Below are 26,987 nucleotides of genomic sequence, written 5' to 3' on the forward strand. Positions count from 1 at the left end.
GATGCAGACACTTTTTGCCGCAACCGCCTGTTTGCCCTCCGGCTGGGCCAATGACGTCCGGGTGACCCTCGACGGTGGGGCGATCACCGGGATCGTGACAGACGTCCCGGCGCAGGCCGGAGATCTCCGGACCGATGTTCTGCTGCCCGCACTGGCCAATCTCCATTCTCACAGCTTTCAGCGCGCAATGGCCGGGCGGACAGAGCATCGCGCCCCCGGGACCGCCGCCGGACAGGACAGTTTCTGGAGCTGGCGCAGTTTGATGTACCGGTTCCTGGATCACCTCACCCCAGAGCACTACGAGGCCGTCGCGGCGCTCACCTTCATGGAGATGCTGGAGGCGGGCTACGCCTCGGTGGGTGAATTCCACTACGTCCATCACCAGCCCGGCGGTGCGCCCTATGAGGCCCTCGCAGAGCTGAGCATCCGGGTCATGGCCGGGGCTGCCGAGACCGGGATCGGCCTGACCCATCTGCCGGTGCTCTACAGCTATGGAGGGGCGCAGCAACAGCCGCTGGTCGGCGGTCAGCAGCGGTTTGGCAATACGGTGGAGCGGTTTTCGGATCTTGTCACTGCCGCCCGCGGTGCGGCGCAAGAGCTGCCTCGCGACACGCGGGTCGGTATCGCGCCGCACTCCCTGCGCGCCACCTGCCCCGAGGACCTCGCTGCGGTTTTGCCCCTGGCCGGGGGCAACCCGATCCACATCCACATCGCCGAACAGCCCCGCGAAGTGGAGGAGGTCAAGGGCTGGCTCGGCGCGCGCCCGGTCGAATGGCTGCTCGACGCCGCGCCGGTCGGTCCGCACTGGTGCCTGATCCACGCCACCCATATGACCGGGGCCGAGACCCGCGCCCTGGCGCAGAGCGGGGCCGTGGCGGGGCTCTGTCCCATCACCGAGTCCAATCTCGGCGACGGTCCCTTCAACGGCACCGGCTATCTGTCTGCCGGGGGGCGGTTCGGCGTCGGGTCGGATTCCAACGTCCGGATTTCGCTGGTCGAGGAGCTGCGCACGCTGGAATATTCCCAACGGCTGCGCGATCTCGGGCGCAATCTGCTGGCGCAGGATGCCGGCTCCGTGGGCGAGACCCTCTACCTCGGCGCGGCGCGGGGCGGCGCTCAGGCGCTGGGTCGCGATGCCGGCCGTCTCGAAGTGGGCGCGCTGGCGGATCTGGTGGCGATTGACCGGTCACACCCCGCCCTGTTCGGCCTGCCCCCGGAGCAGATCCTCGACGGGCTGTGTTTTGCCGCCGACGACCATACGGTCAGTGACGTCTGGGCTGCCGGCCGCCATATGGTGCGCAACGGCCGCCATGTGGCGCGCGACGCAATCCTCGACCGCTACCGCAGGGCCATCGGCACGCTATCAGGCGCCCTGTGAACAGTCATATAGCCCCCCGCAAAGCGGGTTCCTTTGTGCCTGCCCTATACTGCAGACATATGCTAGTTAAGCCCGAGTTATCAGGCATCACGGAGGACAGACGTGCCGCAGCAAAAGAGAACCGGCTTTCAGGAGGTGCGCGACGAGGTCATGCGGCGGATCGAGGCCCGGGTCTGGGAGCAGGGGGCCCTGCTACCGGCGGAAACGGATCTGGCCGAAGAGTTCGGATGTGCCCGGGCAACCGTCAACCGGGCGCTGCGGGAGCTGGCGGACCGGGGCGTGATCGACCGCAAACGCAAAAGCGGCACACGCGTCACCCTGCAGCCGGTGAAACAGGCGAAGCTGGACATCGCAACCGCCCGCCGTCTGGTGGAAGACCGCAATGCCGCCTATCGCTACGCGTTGGTATCGCGCCACCTGCAACCGGCGCCGGGCTGGCTCAGCTCTCAGATAGGCCTGTCGCCGGGATCGGAGGTTCTGCATCTGGAAACAATGCATTACGCCGATGGTCAGCCCTTTCACTTTGAGGATCGCTGGATCAATATCGCGGCGGTTCCGGAGAGCGCAGACGCCGATTTTGGCGCCGTCCCCCCGGGCGAATGGCTGTTGGCTGCGGTCCCGTTTTCCAACGCCGACGTGAGTTTCACGGCGACGGCGGCGGATGACGCGCTGGCGCAATACCTCGCCTGCCCCTCAGGCACCGCCCTGTTTCAGATGGAGCGGTCCACCTGGTTTCAGGACGCGCCCGTCACATTCGCCCGCATCACCTTTCATCCGGGCTACCGCATGCGCAGCCGCTACTGATCGGCCGTCAGGAGCACCTTGGCCTCGTAGGATTTCAAGGTGGGGCGCGCCATCGGGGCGTAGGTCTGCCAGCTGTCGCCCATCAAATCGAAGAACTCCGCGCGGGTGTCCGCGTCCAGCCCGTCGAGGCTGGCTTTGCCGGGATGAAAGCTCTCGCTCTCCAGCCCGTTGCCGCGAATGATTTCATGGCGGTCGAAGAGGAGGTGAAAATAGGTCACCGGCTGCCCGTCCTCCTGGCGCTGGATCGTGGTGCCATTGACCAGATGATGGGCCGGAACCAGTACCTCCCGGTGGCCGAACAGCATGTCCGCCGCCCCGGATTGCAGCAGAATGCGGTGGCTGGGCGAGACCAGGATTTCGCCATGCTGCCCCAGCGCATCCGCAGAGATCCGCACCGGCGCATGCGCCCCCGTGGCCATCCGCGTGCAGGAGCCGATCCAGCGGATTGCCTGTTCGCCGTGGTCGCGGGTCCACACCCTGGTGCCGACGGTCAGCGCCTCTACCGGCACCGGGCCTGCGGTCGTGTCGATCCGCGTTCCTGCGACAAAGCAGGGCGTCGTGGTCAGGTCGACATAGCCGATGTCGGAATTGCCCTCGGTATCCACCACCGTATAGGTAAAGACCGTGGACTCGTCCTCATCCACATCGTCCAGGCCGGTGATATCAAAGGTGCCATCGGCGTTCAGGGTGACCACTTCGCCGGAGGCAAGCACCACAGTGCTGCCGGCTGTCACCTCCTGATTGTTGATATGGGTGATTGCCAACTGCGCGCCATTGGCCTGGGTATCATTGCCCAGAACGTCGACCGTGACCGTATTGCCTTCGCGGACCTCAACCTCGTCATCGCCCGCAATCAGGGCGGTCTGGATCGAATCTCCGGCGATCAGCAGGTTCGAATCGTATCTCGCATCGCCTGTGTCCGCGATGGCGATCCGGATCGTGTTGACCTCGCCCGCAGTGACCGGAGCGGTCAGGCGCAGCGTAACCGTGAACCCGTCCATCTCGGTGTTGTAGGGGTCGTCATCGCGCGGATTGTCGATATAGAGGTTCTCGTTCGAGCCGGGGTTGATATTGTTGATGGTGACGTTCCCATCCCCCACCACCAGCTGCGCCTCGACCCCGTTGACCCAGACCGACACCGCATCGTTGAAGCCGGAACCGACATATTCCAGATATTCCTCGGAGGAGAAAACGAACTGCATCGACAGGGTGGAGCCTTCGGGGACGAACTCGGCCTCAAAAATCGCCGCATCATAGGTCTGCCCGCCTGCGATCTCGCTCAGGGCGGCATCCCCGGGGGTGCCATGCTCTGTCGTGGTCCGGGAGGAGGTATTGGTGTTCGTGGTACCAGAGCTGTTGGTGAAATCCGTGGCCCGTCCGGTCGAGAGAATCACCCCCGTGTCCGAAGGTGTGACGCCCGGTGCCACCGTGTCGCCGTCGCTGTAGATCCCGGAGGCCGAACCGGCACCGGTATAGCTCGAGGACTGGACCGAGATACCGTTTCCGAACATCGCCTCCGCCATCTGGTCCGCCGTGGCATTGGTATTGATCGGCAATTCTGTTGCTATCGCCATTGTGACCACCGTTTCTGACAATAAATTACGCTTCGTCCACGTCGAAGCCCGGACGTCCACGTTGGGTTGAAGTCAAAAACGTGGAAACTGCAGCGGGAGTTAACTCAAAGTGTAGTCAATTTGGTTTGACCTTACTACACCCCCCCGTCTAATGCAGGACGCATGACACAGAAAAAACCTTCCCGTCAACAAGTCTACACTTTGTTGGTGCAAATCGGTCGCAAAGACGGCGACGGTCTGCCCGCTGACGCCACCGGTGCGGCGCTCATGATCTATGCCTCCGGCGTGGATGAGGCCGAAGCCGTGCGTGAAACCGTTGCAATCCTGAAACAGGCGGATACGGCGCCATTGGATGTCACCGGCTATGGCACCATCGCAGAGCGCGAGGAAGAAGGCCACGACATCCAGGCCGAAGAACGCGCGCTGATGCAGCGGGCGCTGGATGAGAACGCTGTCATCGTGGCCCAGATGACGCCCTTTTACGGCGATGGCCCGCATGGGGATGAGGCGGCGCTGCACTAGGCTGCGCGACAGGACACAGGCCTGTGGGGCGGCGCATCAGGGACGCGCGCCGAACCACTTGCGATAGAGCGTGTCATAGCTGCCGTCTTCCTGCATCGACAACAAGGCCTGATTGACCGGTTCCACATTGCCGGACCCCTGCGGAAAGATGAGGCCGTAATATTCGGTCAGAAACCGACCGCTCATGACCTGGCCGATGCCCGCGCCACTGGTCTTGACATAGTGGTTGAGAACCGGCGCATCAAAGACCACGATCCGGGTCTGTCCGGTCTCGAACGACTCGAGCATTTCGGCCAGCCCGGAAAACCCCACATAGTCGATCTCGCGACGGTCCAGAAAGCCCGCAGCGGTCGATCCCTGAATGGTCGCCACCTGCTTGCCATAGAGGTCATTGACCGAATTCACCGTGCCGCTGATGGCCTCGACCGTCATTGCCGCGGTGATCTTGGCGACAAAAACCGAGACGATGAACAGCGAGGACAGCACCAGAAGCGGACCGAAGATCCGCCCCGGCAGGCTGCGTGGCACCCGCTCCTCAAAGCCGCCGTTGACCACCAGATTGAGGGCCCACCAGAACGAGGGAAACCAGGCCTCCTTCAGGGGGCGGTCGAAATAGGGCTGCGCGCGGCGCTCGAACAGCCACATCAGCATACCGCCGATCAGCAGCAGGACAAAGGCGATACCGATCGCGGCAAACAGATCCCACGACAGCAACGCGGCAAACAGGCTGGGCTGCAAGACGTCATCCCTATGCAGCATGATCTGAAGGCCGCTTTCGAAAATCGGCTGGCTGAAGTCCATCACTGCCTCACGGCCCGCCGTAATGGAGATATTGGCCGCCGCCAGATCGGCCTCGCCGCGCTGCACCTCGTCGAGCATCTGGGCGAAGCTGTCCACCCGGTTGATGCGCATGTCCCACCCGAGCCGGAGGGCGATTTCGCGCATCAGGTCCATGGTGAACCCGGTGTCCTGCCCGCCGAGCGGCATGGAGAAGGGTGGCCGGGTCACGGTGTTGACCACCACCTGCTGCGCCTGCGCGCCGACAGGTTCCGCCTGCGCAGCAACAGATTGAGCATGGGCGGCAGGAGAGATCAGGGTCATCAGGCCTGCGAGCAGCAGGCAAAAGCAAAGGAGGCGCAGAGTCATGGGTCCGTACTTTCAGGCAGCGATAACCATGCCCTAGAAGGGATGGGACGTGATTTTCAAGCCCTGCCGCTCAGGCAATGCGCTGTTCTGTCAGAACTGCGACATCAAACGCGCGAACCACGGGGCAGCCTGACGGAGCGTGCTCTGGCAGACTGTTGCGATCAAGCCCGGCAAGCACGCTCGCCGACAGGGCGACCGGGTCACGCCGGATGCGCCCAAGAAACAGGCTCTCGACCCCCAGCCCGGCGGCCACCGGCACCTCCTGCCCCGGCAGCACGACCTGCATATAGGTGGCCAGCACGCTGCCGCGTCCGATCCGCGTGGCGACGCGGGTGGTGGCCAGAATCTCCGCCGGGGCCAGTACCGCGTCGCCGCCGAAGTGATACTCCACATCGCTGCCGGACAGCACCATGCGCTGACCGGGCGCGACCTGCAGATCCTGGGTCAATCCGAAAAAGGGCGCCCGCAACAGCACCGGCTGAAAGGCCCCGACGGCCGGGACCTGCCGCGTGATCACATGCAGCACCGGCACCAGTTTGCCGGAGCTGCTGCGCAACACGTCGCCCCGCTTCAGTTCGCCGATCGGACGCGGGCCAGTGTCGGTTTCCAATGGCGTCCGCGGCGACAGCCCCGGCATCGGGCCCACCGGTTCGAGATCGGATGACAGGGCGATATAGTCCACATTGCCTGCGATGAAGCCCGGCCGCGCGCCCGTCAGCAGCCTGCGCAGATCCGTCAGGCGCCAGGGCCGGGGGGCCTCGATCTCGATGATGTCGGCCCGGCCACCGTCCAGTCGCTCCAGTGCCAGCCTGCCGCGAAAGGCGGGCGCGTCCCAACTGTAGGTCAGGCGCATCGCATCCGCGCCTGCCGTCAGCGCAGGCTTCACCGTCTGGCGCAGCGAGGTGCCATAGAGATCGGCCACCAGATTGATCCCGGCGCCGGGCACGGCTGTCACCGCAAAGTGAAAGGGCCAGTCGCCTTCCTGTACGAACCGGATCAGAGGGTCGAGCTTGCGGCTGTCCGGCAGGTGGAATTCCATCACCAGCGACCCGCGCGTCAGCAGCGCATCCGCGTCCTGCAGCAGCAGACAGCTGCGCTCGCCCTCGGGTGTGAGCCCGGCCGCGTCGAAATACTGCGCGTCACGATGCCAAAGACCAAGCCAGCTCATGGCTGCCCCCGCCGCGGGAGGGGTCCGGTCCGCATCACCATGCCTTGCCTGTCCGCCATCCTGCACCTCGCCGCGCCGTTCCAGTCTGCGCCCTGTTTCAAACTGTGTCGCCCTGTTTTGACCTGTGTCTTCATCCGTCGTCATGTGTCGTGCGCCCCGGGCGGCACGTTGCGCGGCCTTTTGGCCCGGGGCGCGTCCCTCAGTTTCAGTCCCGACGTTCCCGGACAGGGCCACGCGCGACAGGGTGATCCATGCGACGGCTTCAAAACCACTGGCTGGGGTGTGCCCTGGCCCAATGGTCCCCGTACGGATGTTCTGTGGTCCTGCTCGGCGCGCGTCCGGGCGATCTTGGCGCCGCCCCGGTCCGTGCTTCTGTCCATGCTTCGGTCTGTTCGTGGCGGAAGTCTAGCACGACGGCGCGGCGCTGTCAGGACCACGAATGCAGCGCAGCGGGCCGGCCGCGCATTTCAGCCACAGGCGCCACAGGAGATTGCGCCCGCCCCCGAAACCGCGCTAGGTCCTGTCCCGAAAACACTCAGGAGGACCCCGCATGACCGCCACCGATCCCGTTCAGCTGACCGCAGACCTGATCCGCTGCCCTTCGGTCACCCCGCAGGAAGGCGGCGCGTTGGTGCTGTTGGAGCGGGTCCTGACCGAGGCGGGGTTTTCCTGTGCGCGGGCGGATCGGGGCGGGGTCTGCAACCTCTTTGCCCGCTGGGGGGACAAGGGGCATGACAGGACGTTCGGTTTCAACGGGCACACCGATGTGGTGCCGGTTGGCGATGCGGATGCCTGGACCCGGGATCCCTTCGGTGCCGAGGTGGTTGACGGCGTGATGTACGGGCGCGGTGCCACCGACATGAAATCGGGTGTGGCAGCCTTTGCCGCCGCAGCAATCGATTTTGTCCGGCAGACACCGCCGGACGGCGCCGTGGTTCTGGCGATCACCGGCGACGAGGAAGGGGATGCCATCGACGGAACGACCGCGCTGCTGGACCATATGGAGGCCGCCGGCGAACGGATGTCCGTCTGTCTGGTGGGCGAACCCACCTGCCCGAACCATATGGGCGAGATGATCAAGATCGGGCGCCGCGGATCGATGACGGCCTGGTTCACGGTGACAGGGGTTCAGGGCCACTCCGCCTACCCCCACCGCGCCAACAATCCGCTGACAGGCATGGCGCGGTTGATGGACCGGCTGGCGCGCCATACGCTCGACGAGGGCAGCGCCCATTTCGACGCCTCCACCCTGGCGATCGTGACCATCGACACCGGCAATCCGGCCACCAACGTGATCCCGGCGCAGAGCCGTGCGGCCGTCAACATCCGGTTCAACGAGCTGCACAGCGGCGCATCCTTGACGGATTGGCTGCAGGGCGAGGCCGACCGGCTTTCCGAGGAGCTTGGCCTCAGGGTCGAGATGGAGGTGAAGATTTCCGGCGAGAGCTTCATCACGCCCCCCGGCGCGCTGTCGGATCTGGTCAGCGCAGCGGTGCAGACGGAAACCAATCAGCTGCCTGAGTTGTCGACGACCGGCGGCACATCTGACGCCCGGTTCATAAAGGCGCATTGCCCGGTGGTCGAATTTGGCCTCGTCGGCAAGACCATGCATCAGGTCGATGAATGCGTGGAGGTGGCGCAGATCCACCAGCTGAAATCGATCTACACACGCATCCTGCAGGATTATTTCGCATGACAGCGCGCATCAAAGTCACCGAAGATCTCGACAGCTGCCTCAGGTTGCGGTTTGAGGTTTTCGTCGGGGAGCAGGGCGTTCCGGTCGAAGAAGAACGCGACGCGCATGACGACAGAGCCACCCATTTGCTGGCCACCCGCGATGACGGGACACCGGTCGGCACGGCGCGGATCCTGTTTGATGGGGAGACGGCCAAAATCGGCCGTGTCTGCGTGGTGAAGGCCGCGCGGGGGACCGGCCTCGGTGCCCAGTTGATCGAGGCCTGCGTGGCAGAGGCGCGAAACCGCCTGGGGGTCACCACGGTCAAGCTCGGCGCGCAGATGCAGGCGCTCGGGTTTTATGAGAAGCTCGGCTTCGCAGCTTTCGGCCCGGTCTATCTGGATGCAGGTATCGACCATCGTGACATGGTGAAATCGCTGACCTGAGCGCTGTCCGTTCCGTTCCGATCCGGGGGGCTCTCCCGCGCGTCGGGCCACTATCAGAGATAGAGGCCCTCCCCTTGGGCCCGGCAGCGCGCCCTGACGGGCGCGCTGCCCCACCGCCCGTGGCGCCGCAAGCGTGCAGCAACCGGCCTGTCTGATCACCCGTTCCTCGACTGCGCCGCCATGCCGCAAGGCATGGCGCCCGGCCCAACGGGAGGAGATCATCTCGGGAGATGATCGACCGACGGGCGGGAGCGCTGCCCTTTGTGTCAGGGTCACGCTTTTCGGCATGACGTCCCGACCGGGTCATGCTAGGGCAGAGATATGGCGCGCATCCCTACAAAGGCCGAGATTCTGGAATGGATCTCCGCCCACCCGACCCAGACCTCCAAACGTGACATCGCCAAGGCTTTTGGCATCAAAGGCGCTGAGCGGATTGACCTCAAGCGGGTGCTGAAAGAACTGGAGGCCGAGGGCCATCTGGAAAAACGCAAACGCAGCTACGGCGATCCCGATCGCCTGCCACCGGTCTCCATTCTGCAGATCAAAGCGCCCAATGACGACGGTGACCTGTTCGCCCGGCCGCTGGAGTGGCATGGCGACGGCATAGAGCCCATCGTCATGATGATCACCCGCGCCTCTGATCCCGCGCTGGGCGAAGGCGACCGCATTCTGGCCCGGCTGACCGTCGTGCAGGAGCAGGACCACAACTACGAGGCCCGCCTGATCCGCCGGATCGGCACCAACCCGAAACGCATTCTCGGCATCTATCGCCAGGGCTCCGAAGGCGGGCGCATCGTTCCCATCGACAAGGCCAGCGCCACGGAATGGATGGTCCCCGAGGCCAACACCCATGGCGCCCGCGATGGCGAACTGGTGGAGGCGGAACAAGCCGGTCCCAAGACCCGTCTCGGCCTGCCGAAGGCGCGCGTGGTCGAGCGGCTCGGTGATCCCTCCGCCCCCAAGGCCGTGTCGCTGATCGCCATTCACCAGCACGGCATTCCGGACCATTTTCCCGACGCCGTCATTGCCGAAGCCGACAGCGCCAAGCCGATGGGCCTGAAGGGGCGCGAGGATTTGCGCGATCTGCCGCTGATCACCATTGATCCGGCGGATGCCCGCGACCATGATGACGCCTGCTTTGCCCATGCGGATGACGATCCAAAGAACGCCGACGGCCATGTGATCTGGGTCGCGATTGCCGATGTGGCCGCCTATGTGAAACCCGGCACGGCGCTGGACCGCGAAGCCCGCAAACGCGGCAATTCCAGCTATTTCCCCGACCGGGTTGTGCCGATGCTGCCGGACCGCCTGTCTGGCGACCTGTGTTCGCTGCACGAAGGGGTTCCGCGTCCCTGCCTGGCGGTGCGCATGCAGATTGATGCCGCAGGCAACAAGATCGGCCACCGCTTTGTACGCGGCTTGATGAAATCGCAGGCCTCGCTCCATTATGACGAGGTGCAGGCCGCGATGGATGGCGCCCCCACTGACCGGACCGCGCCATTTCTGGAGGAGGTAATAGAACCGCTCTATGCCGCATATGAGGCGCTGTGCACGGCGCGCGAGAGCCGCCAGCCGCTGGACCTCGACCTGCCCGAGCGCAAGATCGTGCTGGACGACAGCGGCAAGGTCGCCTCGGTCAACTTTCGCGGACGGCTGGATGCGCATCGGCTGATCGAGGAGTTCATGATCCTCGCCAATGTCGCCGCCGCCGAAGAGCTCACCAAAAAGCGCCAGCCGCTGCTGTTTCGGGTCCACGAGGAACCCAGCACCGAAAAGCTCGACAATCTGCGTGAAACCGCGCGGGCGGCGGGGCTCAATCTGGCCAAGGGGCAGGTGCTGCAGACCCGGCATCTGAATGCGCTGCTGAATGCCGCGGCTGGCACCGACGATGCGGAGCTGATCAACATATCCACCCTGCGCTCGATGCAGCAGGCCTATTATTTCCCGGAAAACTTTGGCCATTTCGGCCTGGCATTGCGCAATTACGCCCATTTTACCTCTCCCATCCGTCGCTATGCGGATCTGATCGTGCACCGGGCCCTGATCACCGCCCATGGCTGGGGCAAGGACGGGCTGAGTGGGGACGAAATCGAACGCCTGGAAGACACCGCAACGCATATTTCCGCGACCGAGCGGCGCTCCATGCTGGCGGAACGCGACACCACCGACCGGTATCTGGCCTCCTATCTGGCGGAACGGGTCGGCAATGAATTCACCGGCCGCATCTCGGGCATCGCGCGGTTCGGGGCCTTTGTGAAACTGGACGAGACCGGAGCCGACGGCCTGATCCCCGTGCGCACCATCGGGCGGGAGTATTTCCACTTTGACCCGCAGGCCGGCACCCTGATGGGGTCCGAGACGGGGTTGCTGATCACCATTGGTCAGCGGGTGACCGTCCGGTTGACGCAGGCGGCACCGGTGACGGGCGGGCTGGAACTCGAGCTGCTGGCGCTGGAGGATGCCGAACTGCCCAGCGGCCGGGGCGGAGGATCAGGAAAGGGCGATCGCCGTCGCAGCCCGGCGGGCCGCACATCGGAGCGCCCGAAGGCGGCACGATCCAAACACAAGGCCGCCAAGGTCAAGCGCAAGGTGACCCGGCGCCGCAAATAGGCGCCGGATGAACGGCCTGCCGCGCGCTGCCTGCAGGCCGACATGCGACACTGGCCAGATATCCCGCATATGCCACCAAGAACCACCAAGGGCCGGGTAGACAGGACCCTTTGCGCCGTGAACGCCGCCACAGATGGGCAAAGCGACGCGCAGCACCTTCGGTCGGGACGAGAACGCTTTTGTGCGGGGCCATCCCGGCGTAGAGTGGGGTCAACGAGCAAAAGCAGGTGTTGAGGTTAATATTATGCGCAGTTGGGTAAAAGCAGCGCTCTGTGTCGGGGTCGTCTTTCCGGCGGCTACGATACAGGCGGCGGTATTGGAACAGGGCGCTCCGGCGGGCACCCCCCGCCCGGTGATGCGTCCGGCGGAAAAGCCCGAAACGGTGGTTCTGGCAGCCGCGGACAGCACCATCCGGCCGGTGGCCCGCGCCTCTGCGGCAGAGGCGGTGAAACCGGCGCTCGCTGCCCCGATCGATGCCGCCGCAAACAACCGGTTTCAGGCCTGGATCGGAGCCTTTCAGGGGCGCGCGCGAGCACAGGGCATCAGCCAGGTGACCCTCAACCGCGCCTTTCGCGGTGTGACCTACGATTCGGACGTGATCAAACGGGACCGCAATCAATCCGAATTCACCAAAACCATCTGGGACTATCTCGACAGTGCCGCCTCTGACAGCCGGGTGAGCAATGGTCAGAGCGCCCTGCGCAAGCAACGACGGGTACTGGACCGGATCGAAAAGGCCTATGGCGTCGAGAAGGAGGTCGTGGTCGCCGTCTGGGGGCTGGAGAGCAACTACGGCACCTATCGCGGCGACAATGACATTGTGCAGTCGCTGGCGACGCTGGCCTTTGACGGGCGGCGCGGACGGTTCTTTGAGGCGCAGCTGATCGCGGCGCTCAAGATCCTTCAATCCGGCGATGTCGCCCCGCGTAACATGACCGGCAGCTGGGCCGGCGCCATGGGGCACACGCAGTTCATCCCGACCTCATACCTCGCCTATGCGGTGGATTTCACAGGCGATGGCAAGCGCGATATCTGGTCTGACGACCCGTCGGACGCCCTGGCCTCGACCGCGGCCTATCTGAAGCGGTTCGGCTGGGTGACGGGCCAGCCCTGGGGGGTCGAGGTTACCCTGCCCCGTGGTTTCAACTACGCGCTGGCCTCGCGCAAGATCAAGAAGAGCCCCGGCGACTGGGCGAAACTGGGGGTGCGCGGCATGGATGGCAAGGCGGTCCCGAACTATGGCAGCGGCTCGATCCTGCTGCCCGCAGGCGGCAACGGCGCGGCCTTCATGATCTTCAAGAACTTTGCCGTGATCGAGCGCTACAACGCAGCCGACGCCTATGTGATCGGGGTCGGCCACCTGAGCGACCGGTTGAAAGGGGGGCCAGAGATCAAAGGCAAATGGCCCCGTGGCGACCGGGCGCTGACCTTTTCCGAGCGGAAGGAAATGCAAAAGCGGCTGACCCGGGCCGGGTTCAACACCCAAGGCGTGGACGGGAAGATCGGTCCCAATACCATCGCCGCCATCCGGGCCTTTCAAAACGCACGCGGGATAGTCCCCGACGGCTATGCATCGCTCAGCCTGCTGAAGAAACTGCGCTGACGGTGGCGGCCGGGGATCGGTTCACTTCCGGACCTCCCGGGTGCATCAGACCCGTGAGATGACAAAAAGCCCTGCGGGTTGGCAGGGCTTTTTCGGGGCTTTTTGCATATCTAGGCGCGGTGCCAGGGGGCGGGCGGATCAGCTCGGCGACATGCCCCGCAGCCGCTCTGATCTGCGGCGCAGCAGCTCGACCGTGGTCAGCAGGCAGATGGAAATGCCCACCAGGATCGTGGCCACCGCGAGGATCGTGGGCGAGATCTGTTCGCGCAGGCCGATGAACATCTGCCAGGGCAGGGTTTTCTGTCCGGCAGAGCCGACAAAGAGCACCACCACGACCTCGTCAAAGGAGGTGATGAAGGCAAACAGACCACCCGAAATCACCCCCGGCAGGATCAGCGGCATCTGCACCCGGAAGAAGGTCGTGATCGGGCCCGCGCCCATATTCGCCGCCGCACGGGTCAGCGAATGGTCAAACCCAACCAGCGTTGCCGTGACCGTGATGATCACGAAGGGAATGCCCAGCGCCGCATGCGCCAGAACCACGCCGAGGTAGGTGCCCTGCAGACCGATGCGGCTGTAGAAGAAATACATGCCGGCCGCCGAAATGATGAGCGGAACGATCATCGGCGAGATCAGCACCGCCATGATGGCGCGGCGGAACGGCACATGCGGCTGGCTGAGACCGATCGCCGCCAGAGTACCGAAGCCCACCGACAGGACCGTTGCCATGGGTGCAATGCGCAGGGAATTCCACAGCGCCTGCTGCCAGCCCTCGTTGGTCAGGAAATCGCGGTAGTGTTTCAGCGAATATCCCGCCGGGTCGAAGCGCAGCATTTCCGGCGTGAAGGTGAAGAAATCCTCGGCGTTGAACGACAGCGGCATCACCACCAGGATGGGCGTGATCAGGAACACGAAGATCGCGCCGCAGATCACCCGGAACCCGTAGTGCCACAGCACCTGTCCCGGTGTCAGATAGGGCACCAGATGCTTGCGGTATCCGGAGGTGGCGAGCCAGAAGATGAACCATCCGGCAAAGAGGCCGAACAGCGCCCCCAGCACCAGCGCCGGCAATCCGCCGAACGCCAGCCCGGCAAGGGCGAAGACCACGACGGTGGCCAGCCGGATCAGCCTGGCCTGCGCGATCAGGCCGGTGAAGACGAAGCCCATCGCGCCCAGCAGGACCGCGCCCGCCAGAAGGCCAAGCAGACCGGAGCCCTGAGCGGTGCCGACGAAGAGGCCAAACAGCGCCCCTGCCCCGGCCGCCACCGATGCGGTGAAGGCAGGCGTTTGATTTTCTACGGGTGTCAATGCCATCTGATCTTATCCCAGCTTCACGTTGTCGATGCCGACGATCTTGTCGTAGGCCCAGTAGAGGAGCAGCACGACCGCCAGAAGGATGGTCCCGAGCGCCGCCGCCAACCCCCAGTTCAGCGAGGAGGAGATGTGGTAGGCGATCCGGTTCGAAATGAAGACACCTTTGGTGCCGCCGACGATTTCGGGCGTGATGTAATAGCCGATCGACAGGATGAACACGAGGATGGACCCCGCCCCGATGCCCGGCACCGACTGCGGGAAATAAACCCGCCAGAACGCCGTCCAGTTGGTCGCGCCCAGAGATTTCGCCGCCCGCAGATAGGTCGGATTGATCGTCTGCATCACCGAATACATCGGCAGGATCATGAAGGGCAGCAGGATATGCGTCATCGCCACGATGGTGCCGAACTGGTTGTTGATCATCACCAGCCGGGCATCATCCGCCACCAGTCCGAGCCAGACCAGAACATCGTTGATCACGCCCTGCTGCTGCAGCATCACCTTCCAGGCCGAGGTCCGCACCAGCAGCGATGTCCAGAACGGCAGCAGCACCAGGATCATCAGCAGGTTGGCCGAGCGCGTCGGCAGATTCGCGAGAATCCAGGCCACCGGGTAGCCCAGCACGATGCAGGACGCGGTGATGACCAGAGACATGAACATCGTCCGCTTGAACAGCGTGATATAGATCTGCTGGTTCTCGGGGCGGGCCTCGGCACCATCGGTGCCTTTCTGCATGTCGATGGAATTCAGGAAATAGCCGCTGGTATAGGTCGGGCTGTAGGTCTGGATGGTGCGCCAGTTGCCCACATCGCCCCAGTCCTCGTCTAGATCGAGGAAGCTCGCCTTGAACGACACCGGCTCCAGTCCGGCCAGCGCTTCGGCGGCGGCTGTCAGCTCGGCGGCGCCCGGGCCTGTGTATGCGGCCAGCTTTTCAGCGCCACCCGGGGCCTGTACCTCCTGGGCAAAGGCGACAAAGACCGTCTCCCAGGGGTCTTCCTCGGATACGGTATCCTCGTCCATCACAGCGGTGAAGAGGGCGAAATCAGTGTAGGCCATGGCCATGCGCGGGAAGAGATCAGAGATCTCCGCGCCGGGGACAAAGCCGATATCAGCGGAGAAATCCTCGCCGGTCAGCTGCGCCATCTTGGTCCGTTGCGCCTCCAGCAGCGCGCTGTCGCCTGCGCCGCTGCTGCCGCCGGTCATGATCTCGAACCACAGCGCCTCGTCCTTGAGCGCGCCGTCACCGGCTTTTTCCAGCGCCTTGACGTGGTCTTCGCCGATGTCGTCGAGCTTGCGGCCACTGCTGCGGAAGAGCGACGAAATGCCGGTCTGCTCATAGTTCAGCCGGGTGCCGAGTTTGGTATGTTCCTTGGCTTCGGCCGCCACGAACATGTCGTAATAGAGGCTTTCAAAGACCGCTTCATCCGGCGCCTCGCCGGTGATGGGATCCCAGTCCCGCAGGGTGACGACGGTTTCGGAAAGCGTGTCGGAGACGATGCGGTTCTCGACCGAGCGGAACAGCATATCCGCAATCGGGAGGATGAAAGTCAGCAAGATAAAGATCAAAAGCGGCGCGATCAGCATCAGCGCCCGGACCTTCTGCATCCTCAGCGCGCGGGCAAGGCTGCGTTTCAGCGGCGTACCATCAGCCGCGAGGACCGGGCCGGATTGAGTTGTGTCACTCATGATTGTCCCTGTTTTCTTCCCGCGTGATGAACAGGAGCGGGCTTGGTCTCCGGCCTGTCTGAACGCCATCGGGCGCCGCGCCGGAGAGGGGACCGGAGAGCGGGAAACGCTCTCCGGCAAAGACGTCAGACCAGATTACTTGGCCAGCCACGCCTGGAATTTCGCGTCGATATCGTCGCGATAGTCAGCCCAGAACTCGTAGTTGTAGAGGAACGTGTTCTGCGCATTGTTCGGGTCGGTCGGCATGTGCGGTGCCATGTCGATGCCCAGTTCGGCGTGCTGACCCACCAGCGGCGCGGAAGAGGCACGGGCCGGACCGTAGGAGATGTATTTCGCCTGATCGGCCAGACGCTGCGTGTCTGTGGCAAAATAGATGTAGTCCAGCGCGCGGGCTTTCCGCTCGTCCGACAGGCCTGCGGGAATGATCCAGCCATCCAGATCGAAGACCTGCGCGTCCCAGAGCATCGCAACCGGCTGCTTCTGCTCTTCGATCACGGAGAACAGGCGGCCGTTGTAGGTGGAGCCCATCACGACTTCGCCATCCGCCAGCAATTGCGGCGTATCGGCGCCTGCGGACCACCAGATCACGCTGTCCTTGATGGTGTCGAGCTTGGCCAGCGCCTGCTCCTGACCTTCTTCGGTTTCCAGCACGTCATAGACGTCCTCCTTGGCGACACCGTCGCAAAGCAGAGCCCATTCCATGTTGTTGATCGGACGCTTTTCCAGCGCACGTTTGCCCGGATAGGCTTCGAGATCGAACACGTCGCAGATTTTGGACGGCGGCGTGTCGCCAACCAGATCGGTGCGATAGCCGAAGGTGGTGGAATAGACGATCTGCGGAATGAAGCAGTCGGACACCAGCAGGTCGCCAAAGTCATCCTCGGCGGAGGTGCCATCGGGAGCGGCCGCGAGATGCTCGTCCGGGTCGATTTCCATCGCCAGACCTTCGTCGCACAGACGCATCGCATCCGCCGCAACCACGTCAACCACATCCCAGGTGACATTGCCCGCTTCGTTCATCGCGCGCAGCTTGGCCACCGCTTCGGCGGAGCTTTCATCGTTGATGATGGTGACGCCGGTCTTTTCAGCATAGGGTTCGCTGTAGGCTTTGATCTGGGAGTTGGAGTAGGCTCCGCCCCAGGACACAATGGTCATTTCGTCAGCCATATCCGCAGCAAAGGCCAACGGCGCGCAGAGAGCGGTCGTAGCGGCAAGTGCCGTCAGGTTACGCAGTTTCATAAGTGTATACTCCTTGTTGAGACACTGTATTTTCAGGTGATTGGCCCCCGGTCCATGTCGTGTCGCCAGGGGTTCAGATGCGCTGCCGGAGTTCGCCTCAGGCGTCCAGCGCGCGGCAGTCCTCGGGCAGCCAACCGATTTCGATCTGCTGTCCGGGCTTGAGACGGACCTGGTCCGGGGCATTGCGGGTCTTGATGATGAACTCATCGTTGCCCGCGACCCGAAGACGCGTGCGGAAAATATCACCCATATAGATGAATTCCAGCACTTCTGCCTTGAGGGTATGGGCGCCCTCCTGCAGGCGTTCCTTGTTGTATTCCACCCGCTCCGGGCGGATCGACACGCGGGTGCGCTGTCCGGCCTCGGTGACGTTCACGGGCATGCAGTCAATCACTTCGCCGTCATCCAGCTGAACCAGCGCGTGGTTCTTGCTGATTTCCTTCACGACACCTTCGAGCGTGTTATTTTCGCCGATGAACTGCGCCACAAAGCTGTTGGCGGGCTCTTCATAGAGCTGGTCCGGCGGCGCCAGTTGCTGGATGCGGCCGTCGTTGAACACGGCGACGCGGTCCGACATGGTCAGAGCCTCGGTCTGGTCGTGGGTGACATAGACCGTCGTGATGCCGAGTTCATGGGCCAGGTGGGTGATTTCAAACTGCATCTTTTCGCGCAGCTGCTTGTCCAGAGCGCCAAGCGGTTCGTCCATCAACACCAGTTCCGGTTCAAACACCAGGGCGCGGGCCAGGGCCACACGCTGCTGTTGACCGCCCGACAATTGCGCCGGACGACGGCCACCAAACGTGCCCATCTCGACCATGTCGAGGGCGCGCTTGACCTTCTGTTCGCGTTCGGATTTGCCCATGCCGCGCACTTCCAGCGGGAAGCTGAGGTTCTCGGCAATCGTCATATGCGGGAACAGGGCGTAGTTCTGAAAAACCATGCCGATGCCGCGTTTGTGCGGCGGGATGTTGTTGATCGATGTACCGGCGAGCCTTATGTCACCGTGGGTTGCCGTTTCAAATCCTGCCAGCATCATCAGGCAGGTTGTCTTGCCGGACCCTGACGGCCCGAGCATGGTCAGAAACTCGCCCTTGGGCATTGTGAGGTTCAGGTCTTTGACGACAAGTGTCTCACCGTCATAGCTTTTTTGCACACGTTCGAACTCTACGAACGCATCTGTCATCGACGCATCAGCCAAAAGCAGGCTCCCCGTTTTTTTCTTCGTGCCGGATATTTTTCCGCGCTTCTTGACTGAATTGTAAGCACACAAGGGCAACCGGGCGCAACCGTCCCCTGCGCAATTCCGCTATTGCAGGCCGTTCGGCTCTAAAAAGCGGGCATCGCAGGCCAAATTACGCTGATTGAGGGGGCAAATTGCACGTCTGACCCGCGATTTGAATTCCATAGAGAAACCGTCCGCGCCGCCAAACAGGCAGATTCGCCCCACCAGGCAGGCTGACCAACCAAAAACGACATGTTTTCAGTTGGTCCAGGTCGCTTATCGACAACCGAAAGTCACGCGGACCGGTTCAGACCCTCCGCTTCGATCCGGGCCAGACATTCATCCAGCGAGGTTCTGGCGCGGGAAATCAACGTATCGATCTCTTCCGGTGTGATCACCAGCGGCGGCGAAATGATCATCCGGTCGCCCACGTGACGCATCACCAGATTGTTGGCAAAACACCGTTCGCGGCAGATGAATCCCACGGTGCCCGCTTCGGCCGCAAACGCAGCCCTGGTCGCCTTGTTCGGCGTCAGGACGAGAGAGCCCATCATGCCGACGATATTGGCCTCGCCCACCAGGGGATGATCGGTCAGGGCCTGCCATTTTTCCTTGAGGTAGGGGGCGGCGACCTTCTGCACGTGGCCGATGATGTCTTCTTCCTCAAGGATGCGCAGGTTTTCCAACGCAACCGCCGCGGCAACCGGGTGCCCGGAATAGGTGTAGCCGTGGTTGAATTCCCCCTGCGCGATCACGCCTGCGACCTCATCCGAGACGATGGAGCCCCCGATCGGCGCATAGCCCGAGGACAGGCCCTTGGCGATGGTCATGATGTCAGGACGGATCCCCAGCGTCTGGCTGCCGAACCACTCACCGGTACGCCCGAAGCCACAGATGACCTCATCTGCGATCAACAGGATCTCATACTTGTCGCAGATCCGCTGAATCTCCGGCCAGTAGGTTGCGGGCGGCACAATGACACCGCCGGCCCCCTGTACGGGCTCGGCGATAAAGGCCGCGACACGGTCTTCGCCCAGGTCGAGAATCGCCTGCTCCAGCTCCTGCGCGCGCGCCAGACCGAAGTCTTCGGGGGACATATCCCCGCCTTCGGCCCACCAGTGCGGCTGATTGATGTGGTGAACGTCCGGGATCGGCAAGCCGCCCTGCGCATGCATGGCCGACATCCCCCCGAGGGAACCGGAGCCGACCGAGGACCCGTGATAGGCATTCCTGCGCGAAATGATGACGGACTTTGTCGGTTTACCTTTCATCGCCCAGTAGTGGCGCACCATCCGGATATTGGTGTCATTCGCCTCGGAGCCGGAGCCCGCAAAGAAGACATTGTTCAGATCGCCCGGTGCCAGCTCGGCAATCTTCGCCGCGAGGGCAATCGCGGGCACATGCGTGGTCTGGAAAAACGTGTTGTAATACGGCAGCTCGCGCATCTGGCGGGCGGCGACATCGGCCAGCTCTTCACGGCCATAGCCAATGTTGACGCACCACAGGCCCGCCATCGCATCGAGAATTTCATGCCCCTCGCTGTCGGTCAGGGTGACACCAGAGGCACGGGTTATCACGCGCACGCCCTTTTGCGCCAGCTCACCATTGGCGGTGAACGGATGCATGTGGTGCGCGGCATCCAAGGCCTGCAGCTCTGCGGTTGGCAGGTGGTTGGTAATGGCGGTCATCGATGTCACTCCTGAGCGGAAATTTTTCTCAGAATATGATCAAAAACGCGGCTGTCAATCGAATCAGAAGACCGGGGTCAGGCCCGCCCGAACCTGCTCCATCCCCTGCAACACGTCCCGTTCCATGGCCAAGGCGACCAGATCCGCATCTTTTTTCCTCAGGCCGTCTAGGATGTCCTTGTGGCGGTCCGGAAAGCTCTGGGTGCCGAAGCGTCCGCAGACCACCCGCAACGAAGGCCCGAAGCGCAGCCACAGACGATCCGCCAGATCGGCCAGAATGGGCGCATCCGACTGTGCATTGAGCGTGGTATGAAACTGATAGTTCAAAGCCAGATACCCGGCCACATCACCAGTCGCGATCGCCTTGTCCAGGGCCAGGTCCAGCTCTTCCAGCCCATCGATCTCAGCCGCTTCCATACGGGTCGCCGCGCGCCTGGCAAGTTCGCATTCTATTGTTTTTCTTGCATAAACCAGCTCATCAATATCCTCTGCCCGCAATTGCGGCACCGACACACGGCGATTGCCCTGAAACACCAGCGCCCCGTCCGAGATCAATCTGCGGATCGCCTCGCGCACCGGCGTCATGCCGCTGTCGAGCGCCTCGACCAGCCCCTGAATGGTAACCGCCTGCCCGGGCGCCAACTCGCCAAACAGGATCTGTGCGCGCAGGCGCTGATAGACCAGCTCATGCGCGGGCAGCTTGGCAGCCCCCTCAGCGGGGGAAACGGAGGGTGGGTTTGGCACATTCACCGCGCTTGGGTCCTTCTATTTTTTGTGCAGCTTGCACGAAGGAAATACAGATGAAAACATAAAGTGTCTTGCCGGATGCGGCAAAACTTGATCAAAATAGCCCATAGCCGGTCAAAAAGACACTGGCACCCACAGGGAGATTCTCATGACACTGAAAACGGTCACCATCGTGTCCGCCATCGCATTGAGCACCGTTGCCGCGACGGCGGAAGAAGTGCGCGTCTACAACTGGTCGGATTATATCGACGAAGAGCTTCTGGCCAAGTTCGAAGAGGAAACCGGGATCGACCTGATCTACGACGTTTTCGATTCCAACGAGCTTTTGGAAACCAAAATGCTCGCCGGCGGCTCCGGCTACGACGTGGTCGTGCCGACCGGGTCTTTCCTGCAGCGCCAGGTTCAGGCGGGCGTGTTCATGCCGCTCGACCGGGACAAGCTGTCGAATTACGGCAACGTCTGGGACGTGATCCAGGATCGTACCGCCCGTTTTGATCCCGATAACGCCTACTCCATCAACTACATGTGGGGCACCACCGGCATCGGCGCGAATATCGGCAAGGTGACCGAAGCATTGGGCGAGGACGCGCCGATCGACAGTCTCGCCTTGGTGTTCGACCCGGCGAATATGGAAAAGCTCGACGAGTGCGGCGTGCATTTCCTCGATGCGCCGGACGAGATGATACCGGCTGCGCTGACCTATCTGGACCTCGACCCCAACAGCCACGACAAGGATGACCTTGAAAAGGCCGCCGGTGTTCTGGAAGCGGTGCGTCCCTATATCCAGAAATTCCACTCGTCCGAGTATATCAACGCCCTGGCCAATGGCGATATCTGCGTCGCATTCGGCTGGTCGGGTGACATTCTGCAGGCCCGCGACCGCGCTGCCGAAGCCGACAATGGCGTGGAAATTGCCTATAACGCCCCATCGGAAGGCGCCCTGATGTGGTTCGACCAGATGGCGATTCCGGTGGATGCCCCGAACCCGGACGCGGCACACAAGTTCATCGATTTCATCCTCGATGCGCAAAACATGGCGGCTGCATCGAACTACGTCTACTACGCCAATGGCAACAAGGCCTCGCAGGAGTTTCTGGCCGAGGACGTGATCGGAGATCCGGCGATCTACCCGACGCCGGCCGCGTTGGAAAACACCTACATCAAGGGCCCGTACCCGCAGAAAGTACAGCGGATCGTGACCCGCCTGTGGACGCGTGTAAAATCCGGCACCTGAGCTGTCTCAGGCTATCAAATCCGGCAGGGCGCACGTCGCCCTGTCGTTCCTGACAAACGACGACGGGTCGGCATCCTGCTGCCCGCTTGGGGGCAGTCTTGGCAATACCCGTATTTGAACCCTGGAACGATCCGGACGAGAAACCGTTGATCCAGTTCCAGAACGTCACCAAACGCTTTGGCGATTTCACCGCGATCGACAACCTGACCATCGATATTTTCGAACGCGAGTTCTTTGCGCTTCTGGGCCCGTCAGGCTGTGGCAAGACCACCATGATGCGGATGCTGGCCGGGTTCGAATCCCCCACCGAGGGGAAGATTTTTCTGGCTGGTCAGGATATTGCCCCCGTCCCCCCGAACCAGCGCGCGGTCAATATGATGTTCCAGTCCTATGCGCTGTTTCCCCACCTCAGCGTTTGGGAAAACATCGCTTTTGGTCTGAAACGCGAAGGCATGCCCAAGCCCGAGATCAACGCCCGGGTGGACGAAATGCTGCGGTTGACGCGACTTGAGAAATTCGCCCGCCGCCGACCGCATCAGATTTCCGGCGGCCAACGGCAGCGAGTCGCCCTCGCCCGCAGCCTGGCAAAGGCACCAAAGCTGCTGCTGCTGGACGAACCGCTCGGTGCGCTGGATCGCAAGTTGCGCGAGGAAACCCAGTTCGAGTTGATGGACATCCAGGAAAAGACCGGCACCACCTTTGTGATCGTCACCCATGATCAGGAAGAGGCGATGACAGTCGCCAGCCGCGTCGCTGTGATGGACAATGGGCAGGTCATGCAAGTGGCCACGCCCGCCGATATATACGAAGCGCCCAATTCCGTTTATGTCGCTGATTTCATTGGTGATGTGAATTTGATCGAAGGCAAGGTCACAGCCACCGGAGAGGGCACGTTCGCGTTGCACTGGCGCGACGGGGCCGAGCCGCTGCGCGTCAAATCCCCGACCGGTTTCTCCGAGGGGCAGACCGCGCATCTCGCCATTCGGCCGGAAAAGGTCACCATCAGCGCCGAACGCCCGGCTGATGCTGCCAACGCCGTGCAGGGCAAAGTTCTGGACATCGCCTACCTGGGCAACCTGTCCACCTATCATGTGGAGCTGCCGACGGGCGATATCATCAAGGCGCAAACGGCAAACACCCGCCGGATTTCGCGACGGGACTACACATGGGAAGACACCGTCTGGCTGTCCTGGACCGCCACCGGCGGCATCTTGTTGGCGAACTGATGCGCCGTTTCCTCCTGATCGCCATCCCCTACATCTGGCTTCTGGCGCTGTTCCTGGTGCCCTTTGTCATCGTTCTGAAAATCTCGCTGTCGGATGCCGCCATCGCGCGCCCTCCCTATTTTCCGCAGTTTGACTGGGCGGAGGGCATCCGGGCCTTCATCGCGGAGCTGGATTTCGAGAATTTCATCTGGCTTGTCGAGGATGACCTCTATTGGAAAGCCTACCTCAGCTCTCTGCGCATTGCCCTGACATCGACGGTGCTGACCCTGATTGTCGGCTACCCGATCGCCTATGGCATGGCCCGCGCCCCGGAAGAATGGCGCCCGACGTTGATGATGTTGGTGATCCTGCCGTTCTGGACCTCTTTTCTCATCCGGGTCTACGCCTGGAAAGGCATTCTGTCGAACGAAGGCTTCCTGAACCAATTCCTGCTCTGGAGCGGCCTGGTATCAGAGCCGCTGCAGATCCTGAACACCACCACTGCGGTCTATATCGGGATCGTCTACACCTATCTGCCCTTCATGATTCTACCGATCTACGCGGCGCTTGACCGGATGGACGACAGCCTGATCGAAGCGGCCGAAGACCTCGGCTGTTCCCGCTTTTCCGCCTTCTGGCTGGTGACGGTTCCCCTGTCCAAGGGCGGGATCATCGCCGGTTGCTTCCTCGTCTTCATTCCGGCGATGGGCGAGTTCGTGATCCCGTCGCTGCTTGGCGGGTCGGACACGCTGATGATCGGCAAGGTCCTGTGGGAGGAGTTCTTCTCCAACCGGGATTGGCCGGTGGCCTCGGCCGTGGCGGTGGTCCTGCTGCTGATCCTCGTGGTGCCGATTGTGCTGTTTCAGCGAAACCAGCAAAAGGAACAGGAGAGCGAACAATGAAACGCCTGAGCGCCTTCAACGTGGTCTCGCTGACCTTCGGCTTTGCCTTCCTCTATGTCCCGATGCTCATCCTGATCCTGTTTTCCTTCAACGAAAGCAAACTGGTGACCGTCTGGGCTGGCTTCTCGACCAAATGGTATGGCGAGTTGATGCAGAACGATGCGATGCTTCAGGCCGCCTGGGTCACGATAAAAGTCGCCGTGTTCTCCTCAACCATCGCAACCGTGCTGGGCACGATGGCCGCCTATGTGCTGGTCCGCAGCGGCCGGTTTCTGGGGCGGACCCTGTTTTCCGGAATGATCTACGCGCCGCTGGTGATGCCCGAGGTGATCACCGGTCTGTCGCTGCTGCTCTTGTTCATCGGCATCGGCCTGGACCGGGGGGTGCTGACGATCGTCTTGGCGCACACGACGTTTTCCATGTGCTACGTCTCGGTGGTGGTGTCGTCGCGGCTGGCGACCTTTGACCGCTCGCTGGAAGAGGCCGCCCTGGATCTGGGCTGCTCCGCCGCCGAGGCGTTTCGTCTTGTAACCCTGCCGATCATCGCGCCGGCCGTGGTGTCCGGCTGGCTCCTTGCCTTCACCTTGTCGCTCGACGATCTTGTGATCGCCTCCTTCACCACCGGACCTGCGGCCACCACCCTGCCGATCAAGATCTTCTCAGCGGTGCGGCTGGGAGTTTCGCCGGAAATCAATGCGCTTTCGACAATCATGATCACGGTCGTCACCGTCGGGGTCATTGGTGCCTCCTTGGTGAGCAAACGCGCATTGGTGAAACAACGGCAGGAAGAACAGGACGCGGTGCGCGCCTCATGATGCGGCGAATCTTTCCGGATTACGCCTACGGCACCGGCCCGCGGAGCAATTGCTGGTGGGATGAAACCTGCCCTGCGCCGGTGTGGCCCGAACTGGACCGGGCGCGCGAGGTCGACGTGGCGATCATTGGTGGCGGCTTTACCGGCCTGTCCACCGCGCTTCACCTGGCCGAGGCCGGTGTCGATGTGGCCGTGATCGAGGCGGAAACACCGGGATGGGGCGCCTCGGGCCGCAACGGTGGCTTCTGCTGTCTTGGCGGTGCCAAACTCGGCAGCAGAGCAATGGAGCGCCTCCACGGTCGCCGGGAGACACAGGTCTATCAGGCGGGCGAGGAAGAAGCTGTCCATCTGGTGGAACGTCTGATCGCCCGCCATGGCATAGAGGCAGATACGCATTCCTCTGGCGAAACCGTCATGGCCCACTCCGCCAAAGCGGGCGCCGCACTGCGCCGGGCCGCCCAAAACACCGGCGCGGACTTCATCGATGGCCCAGCTCTTGCAGCAAATGGGCTTGGGGGCCGCTTCCACGGCGCCATGACGACTCCGCTCGGCTTCGCCCTCAATCCCCGCAAGTACCTCTTTGGCCTTGCCGCCGCTGCCGCGACTGCCGGCGCGACCCTTTATCAGCGCAGCCCGGCTCTGGATCTGTGGCAGGATGACAGCGGCTGGCACGCCCGCACGCCAAAGGGCCGGATCTCCGCCAAACGGCTGGTGATTGCCACGAATGGGTATTCCAGCGAGAACATTCCCGGCTGGCTGGCGGGCCGCTACATGCCAGCGCAATCCACCGTCATGGTCACCCGCCCGCTGACGGCGGATGAGCAGGCCGCACAGGGCTGGACCAGTGCCCAGATGGCCTATGACACCCGTCACATGCTGCATTACTTTCGCCTGATGCCAGACGGACGGTTTCTGTTTGGAATGCGCGGTGGCTTGATGTCCTCGCCCCGGGCCGAAGCGAAAATCCGCACAGCTCTGCGCAGCCATTTCGACCGACTGTTTCCGGCGTGGCGCGGAGTGGAGGCCACGCATATGTGGTCCGGCATGGTCTGCCTATCGCGCAATCTGGTGCCCTTTGTCGGCTCGGTTCCGGACCACCCGGGCCTGTTTGCGGGCCTGTGCTACCATGGAAATGGCGTCGCAATGGGCAGCTATGCCGGCAGGTTGCTGGCCGATCTCGTACAGGGCAAAACTCCCGAAGCCCCCTATCCAGACCTCTTCCAGCGGATGCCCCGGTTTCCCTTGGGCCGGGCCCGCCGCCTGCTGATGCCGCCCGCCTATGCGCTGCTCGGCCTGATGGACTGAAGCTCTGAAACCTCCAGATCCAGCGCCTCGGTATCGTTGCGCCACATGCAGTAGGCCGCCATCCGCCAATGAAACCAGGGCTTCAGGGCGAAGTAGCGCGCCACCACGCGGCGATCCGGATAGGCAGAGGCAAATTGCGCCTCTTCCTCTGGCCCAAGCGGCCGACCACGGTACAAGAACTGCATTGCAGGGGACAGAAACAGGGCCAGATCTTCCGCCGGGTCGCCCCGTTGCGGGCATTGCCAGTCAATCAACGCAAGGGTCCCGTCATGTTCCACCAGGTTGCCGGGCACCGGATCCCCATGGATGAGGCCCGTCTGGCGCGTCGGCGGGACCACTCCCTGCGGATGCAAGCGACGTAAATCCCGGCCGGGACCAGAGCATTGCGCCAATATATTCAGGGTCTGAGACGCCAGAGCCTGCGATCCGTTTGCCCCGTCCGGCAGCCCGGAGAACGCGACCTGATCGTGCAATATCCCCAACAGACGGGCCACATGCGCGGTATCCTCCCGCCAGGGGGCCCCGACCAGGTGGCTGTACATCAGCCAGTCCTGCCCCTGCCATCTGCCGTGCGCAAGGTAGCGTGGCACGAAACCGGTGCCGCTCAGGGCCCGCAGGCTCTGACGCTCGCGGACGGGGTCATTGGCAAAAAGCGGATTGCCCCGCGATGGGCGGTAGAGTTTCACAACAACCCCGCCGGCCTGC

General features: G+C 62.9%; 22 protein-coding genes. 12 read left to right on the forward strand and 10 right to left on the reverse strand.

The window, feature by feature from the left end:
• Window position 1 precedes the first annotated feature (1 nt).
• Together FGE21_RS11160 and FGE21_RS11165 are read left to right on the forward strand one after the other, a co-directional pair.
• Entirely contained in the window at window positions 2-1,378 is a 1,377-nt protein-coding gene (locus tag FGE21_RS11160; RefSeq protein ID WP_139663373.1) for a formimidoylglutamate deiminase, read from the forward strand.
• 102 nt (window positions 1,379-1,480) lie between these two features.
• The gene (locus FGE21_RS11165; RefSeq protein WP_176695420.1) at window positions 1,481-2,182 is read left to right on the forward strand and encodes a GntR family transcriptional regulator; all 702 of its coding nucleotides are present in this window, start codon (window positions 1,481-1,483) and stop codon (window positions 2,180-2,182) included.
• Here FGE21_RS11165 and FGE21_RS11170 read toward each other — a convergent pair.
• Window positions 2,176-3,756: a choice-of-anchor L domain-containing protein gene (locus tag FGE21_RS11170; protein WP_139663374.1), complete on the reverse strand. Its 1,581-nt coding sequence runs from the start codon at window positions 3,754-3,756 to the stop codon at window positions 2,176-2,178. The genes FGE21_RS11165 and FGE21_RS11170 overlap by 7 nt on opposite strands.
• 162 nt (window positions 3,757-3,918) lie before the next feature.
• On the opposite strand from FGE21_RS11170, the gene FGE21_RS11175 reads away from it, so the two are divergent.
• Window positions 3,919-4,278 (forward strand): hypothetical protein, encoded by a 360-nt coding sequence (locus FGE21_RS11175; RefSeq protein WP_139663375.1) that lies wholly within the window; start codon window positions 3,919-3,921, stop codon window positions 4,276-4,278.
• A gap of 36 nt (window positions 4,279-4,314) precedes the next feature.
• On the opposite strand, the gene FGE21_RS11180 is transcribed toward FGE21_RS11175, so the two are convergent.
• The gene (locus tag FGE21_RS11180) at window positions 4,315-5,424 is read right to left on the reverse strand and encodes a transporter substrate-binding domain-containing protein (RefSeq protein WP_176695421.1); all 1,110 of its coding nucleotides are present in this window, start codon (window positions 5,422-5,424) and stop codon (window positions 4,315-4,317) included.
• Window positions 5,425-5,494: 70 nt separating this feature from the next.
• Entirely contained in the window at window positions 5,495-6,736 is a 1,242-nt protein-coding gene (locus FGE21_RS11185) for a Hint domain-containing protein (RefSeq protein ID WP_255731524.1), read from the reverse strand.
• Between the two features lie 406 nt (window positions 6,737-7,142).
• Between FGE21_RS11185 and dapE the strand changes: the two genes are divergently transcribed.
• The 4 genes from dapE (at window position 7,143) to FGE21_RS11205 (ending at window position 12,926) form a co-directional block, all read left to right on the forward strand.
• Window positions 7,143-8,288 carry a succinyl-diaminopimelate desuccinylase gene (gene dapE / locus FGE21_RS11190; protein WP_139663376.1) on the forward strand — a complete coding sequence of 382 codons (1,146 nt, stop codon included), beginning with the start codon at window positions 7,143-7,145 and terminating at the stop codon, window positions 8,286-8,288.
• The gene (locus tag FGE21_RS11195) at window positions 8,285-8,713 is read left to right on the forward strand and encodes a GNAT family N-acetyltransferase (protein WP_139663377.1); all 429 of its coding nucleotides are present in this window, start codon (window positions 8,285-8,287) and stop codon (window positions 8,711-8,713) included. The genes dapE and FGE21_RS11195 overlap by 4 nt, the downstream gene beginning before the upstream one ends.
• Before the next feature lie 321 nt (window positions 8,714-9,034).
• Entirely contained in the window at window positions 9,035-11,323 is a 2,289-nt protein-coding gene (gene rnr, locus FGE21_RS11200) for a ribonuclease R (protein ID WP_139663378.1), read from the forward strand.
• Between the two features lie 244 nt (window positions 11,324-11,567).
• Complete coding sequence (locus FGE21_RS11205; RefSeq protein WP_139663379.1) at window positions 11,568-12,926, forward strand: lytic murein transglycosylase; 1,359 nt, start codon at window positions 11,568-11,570, stop codon at window positions 12,924-12,926.
• Between the two features lie 138 nt (window positions 12,927-13,064).
• On the opposite strand, the gene FGE21_RS11210 is transcribed toward FGE21_RS11205, so the two are convergent.
• The 6 genes from FGE21_RS11210 to FGE21_RS11235 all read right to left on the reverse strand — a co-directional run bounded on the left by FGE21_RS11210 (window position 13,065) and on the right by FGE21_RS11235 (window position 20,825).
• Entirely contained in the window at window positions 13,065-14,240 is a 1,176-nt protein-coding gene (locus tag FGE21_RS11210) for an ABC transporter permease (protein WP_139663380.1), read from the reverse strand.
• A 6-nt stretch (window positions 14,241-14,246) separates the two neighbouring features.
• Window positions 14,247-15,926 carry an ABC transporter permease gene (locus FGE21_RS11215; RefSeq protein ID WP_139663381.1) on the reverse strand — a complete coding sequence of 560 codons (1,680 nt, stop codon included), beginning with the start codon at window positions 15,924-15,926 and terminating at the stop codon, window positions 14,247-14,249.
• Window positions 15,927-16,061: 135 nt separating this feature from the next.
• The gene (locus FGE21_RS11220; RefSeq protein ID WP_139663382.1) at window positions 16,062-17,165 is read right to left on the reverse strand and encodes an extracellular solute-binding protein; all 1,104 of its coding nucleotides are present in this window, start codon (window positions 17,163-17,165) and stop codon (window positions 16,062-16,064) included.
• Between the two features lie 97 nt (window positions 17,166-17,262).
• A complete protein-coding gene (locus FGE21_RS11225) occupies window positions 17,263-18,348 on the reverse strand; it encodes an ABC transporter ATP-binding protein (protein WP_370285641.1) in 1,086 nt (361 codons plus the stop codon).
• A 332-nt stretch (window positions 18,349-18,680) separates the two neighbouring features.
• Window positions 18,681-20,075, reverse strand: a complete 1,395-nt coding sequence (locus FGE21_RS11230) for an aspartate aminotransferase family protein (protein WP_139663384.1) — start codon at window positions 20,073-20,075, stop codon at window positions 18,681-18,683.
• A 63-nt stretch (window positions 20,076-20,138) separates the two neighbouring features.
• The gene (locus tag FGE21_RS11235; RefSeq protein ID WP_139663385.1) at window positions 20,139-20,825 is read right to left on the reverse strand and encodes a GntR family transcriptional regulator; all 687 of its coding nucleotides are present in this window, start codon (window positions 20,823-20,825) and stop codon (window positions 20,139-20,141) included.
• Window positions 20,826-20,970: 145 nt separating this feature from the next.
• Between FGE21_RS11235 and FGE21_RS11240 the strand changes: the two genes are divergently transcribed.
• The 5 genes from FGE21_RS11240 (at window position 20,971) to FGE21_RS11260 (ending at window position 26,282) form a co-directional block, all read left to right on the forward strand.
• The gene (locus FGE21_RS11240) at window positions 20,971-22,056 is read left to right on the forward strand and encodes a polyamine ABC transporter substrate-binding protein (RefSeq protein ID WP_139663386.1); all 1,086 of its coding nucleotides are present in this window, start codon (window positions 20,971-20,973) and stop codon (window positions 22,054-22,056) included.
• 98 nt (window positions 22,057-22,154) lie between these two features.
• On the forward strand, window positions 22,155-23,282 hold the full coding sequence (locus tag FGE21_RS11245; protein ID WP_139663387.1) for an ABC transporter ATP-binding protein: 1,128 nt from the start codon (window positions 22,155-22,157) through the stop codon (window positions 23,280-23,282).
• A complete protein-coding gene (locus tag FGE21_RS11250; protein WP_139663388.1) occupies window positions 23,282-24,163 on the forward strand; it encodes an ABC transporter permease subunit in 882 nt (293 codons plus the stop codon). The genes FGE21_RS11245 and FGE21_RS11250 overlap by 1 nt, the downstream gene beginning before the upstream one ends.
• Complete coding sequence (locus tag FGE21_RS11255; protein ID WP_139663389.1) at window positions 24,160-24,978, forward strand: ABC transporter permease; 819 nt, start codon at window positions 24,160-24,162, stop codon at window positions 24,976-24,978. Before FGE21_RS11250 ends, FGE21_RS11255 begins: the two co-directional genes overlap by 4 nt.
• Window positions 24,975-26,282 (forward strand): FAD-binding oxidoreductase, encoded by a 1,308-nt coding sequence (locus FGE21_RS11260; RefSeq protein ID WP_139663390.1) that lies wholly within the window; start codon window positions 24,975-24,977, stop codon window positions 26,280-26,282. Before FGE21_RS11255 ends, FGE21_RS11260 begins: the two co-directional genes overlap by 4 nt.
• Here FGE21_RS11260 and FGE21_RS11265 read toward each other — a convergent pair.
• On the reverse strand, window positions 26,255-26,968 hold the full coding sequence (locus FGE21_RS11265) for a phosphotransferase (protein WP_370285643.1): 714 nt from the start codon (window positions 26,966-26,968) through the stop codon (window positions 26,255-26,257). The two genes, FGE21_RS11260 and FGE21_RS11265, sit on opposite strands and share 28 nt — an antisense overlap.
• Window positions 26,969-26,987: the final 19 nt, after the last annotated feature.

Source organism: Phaeobacter sp. B1627, from assembly GCF_006265095.1.
In the GTDB taxonomy this organism is placed as follows: Bacteria; Pseudomonadota; Alphaproteobacteria; order Rhodobacterales; family Rhodobacteraceae; genus Epibacterium.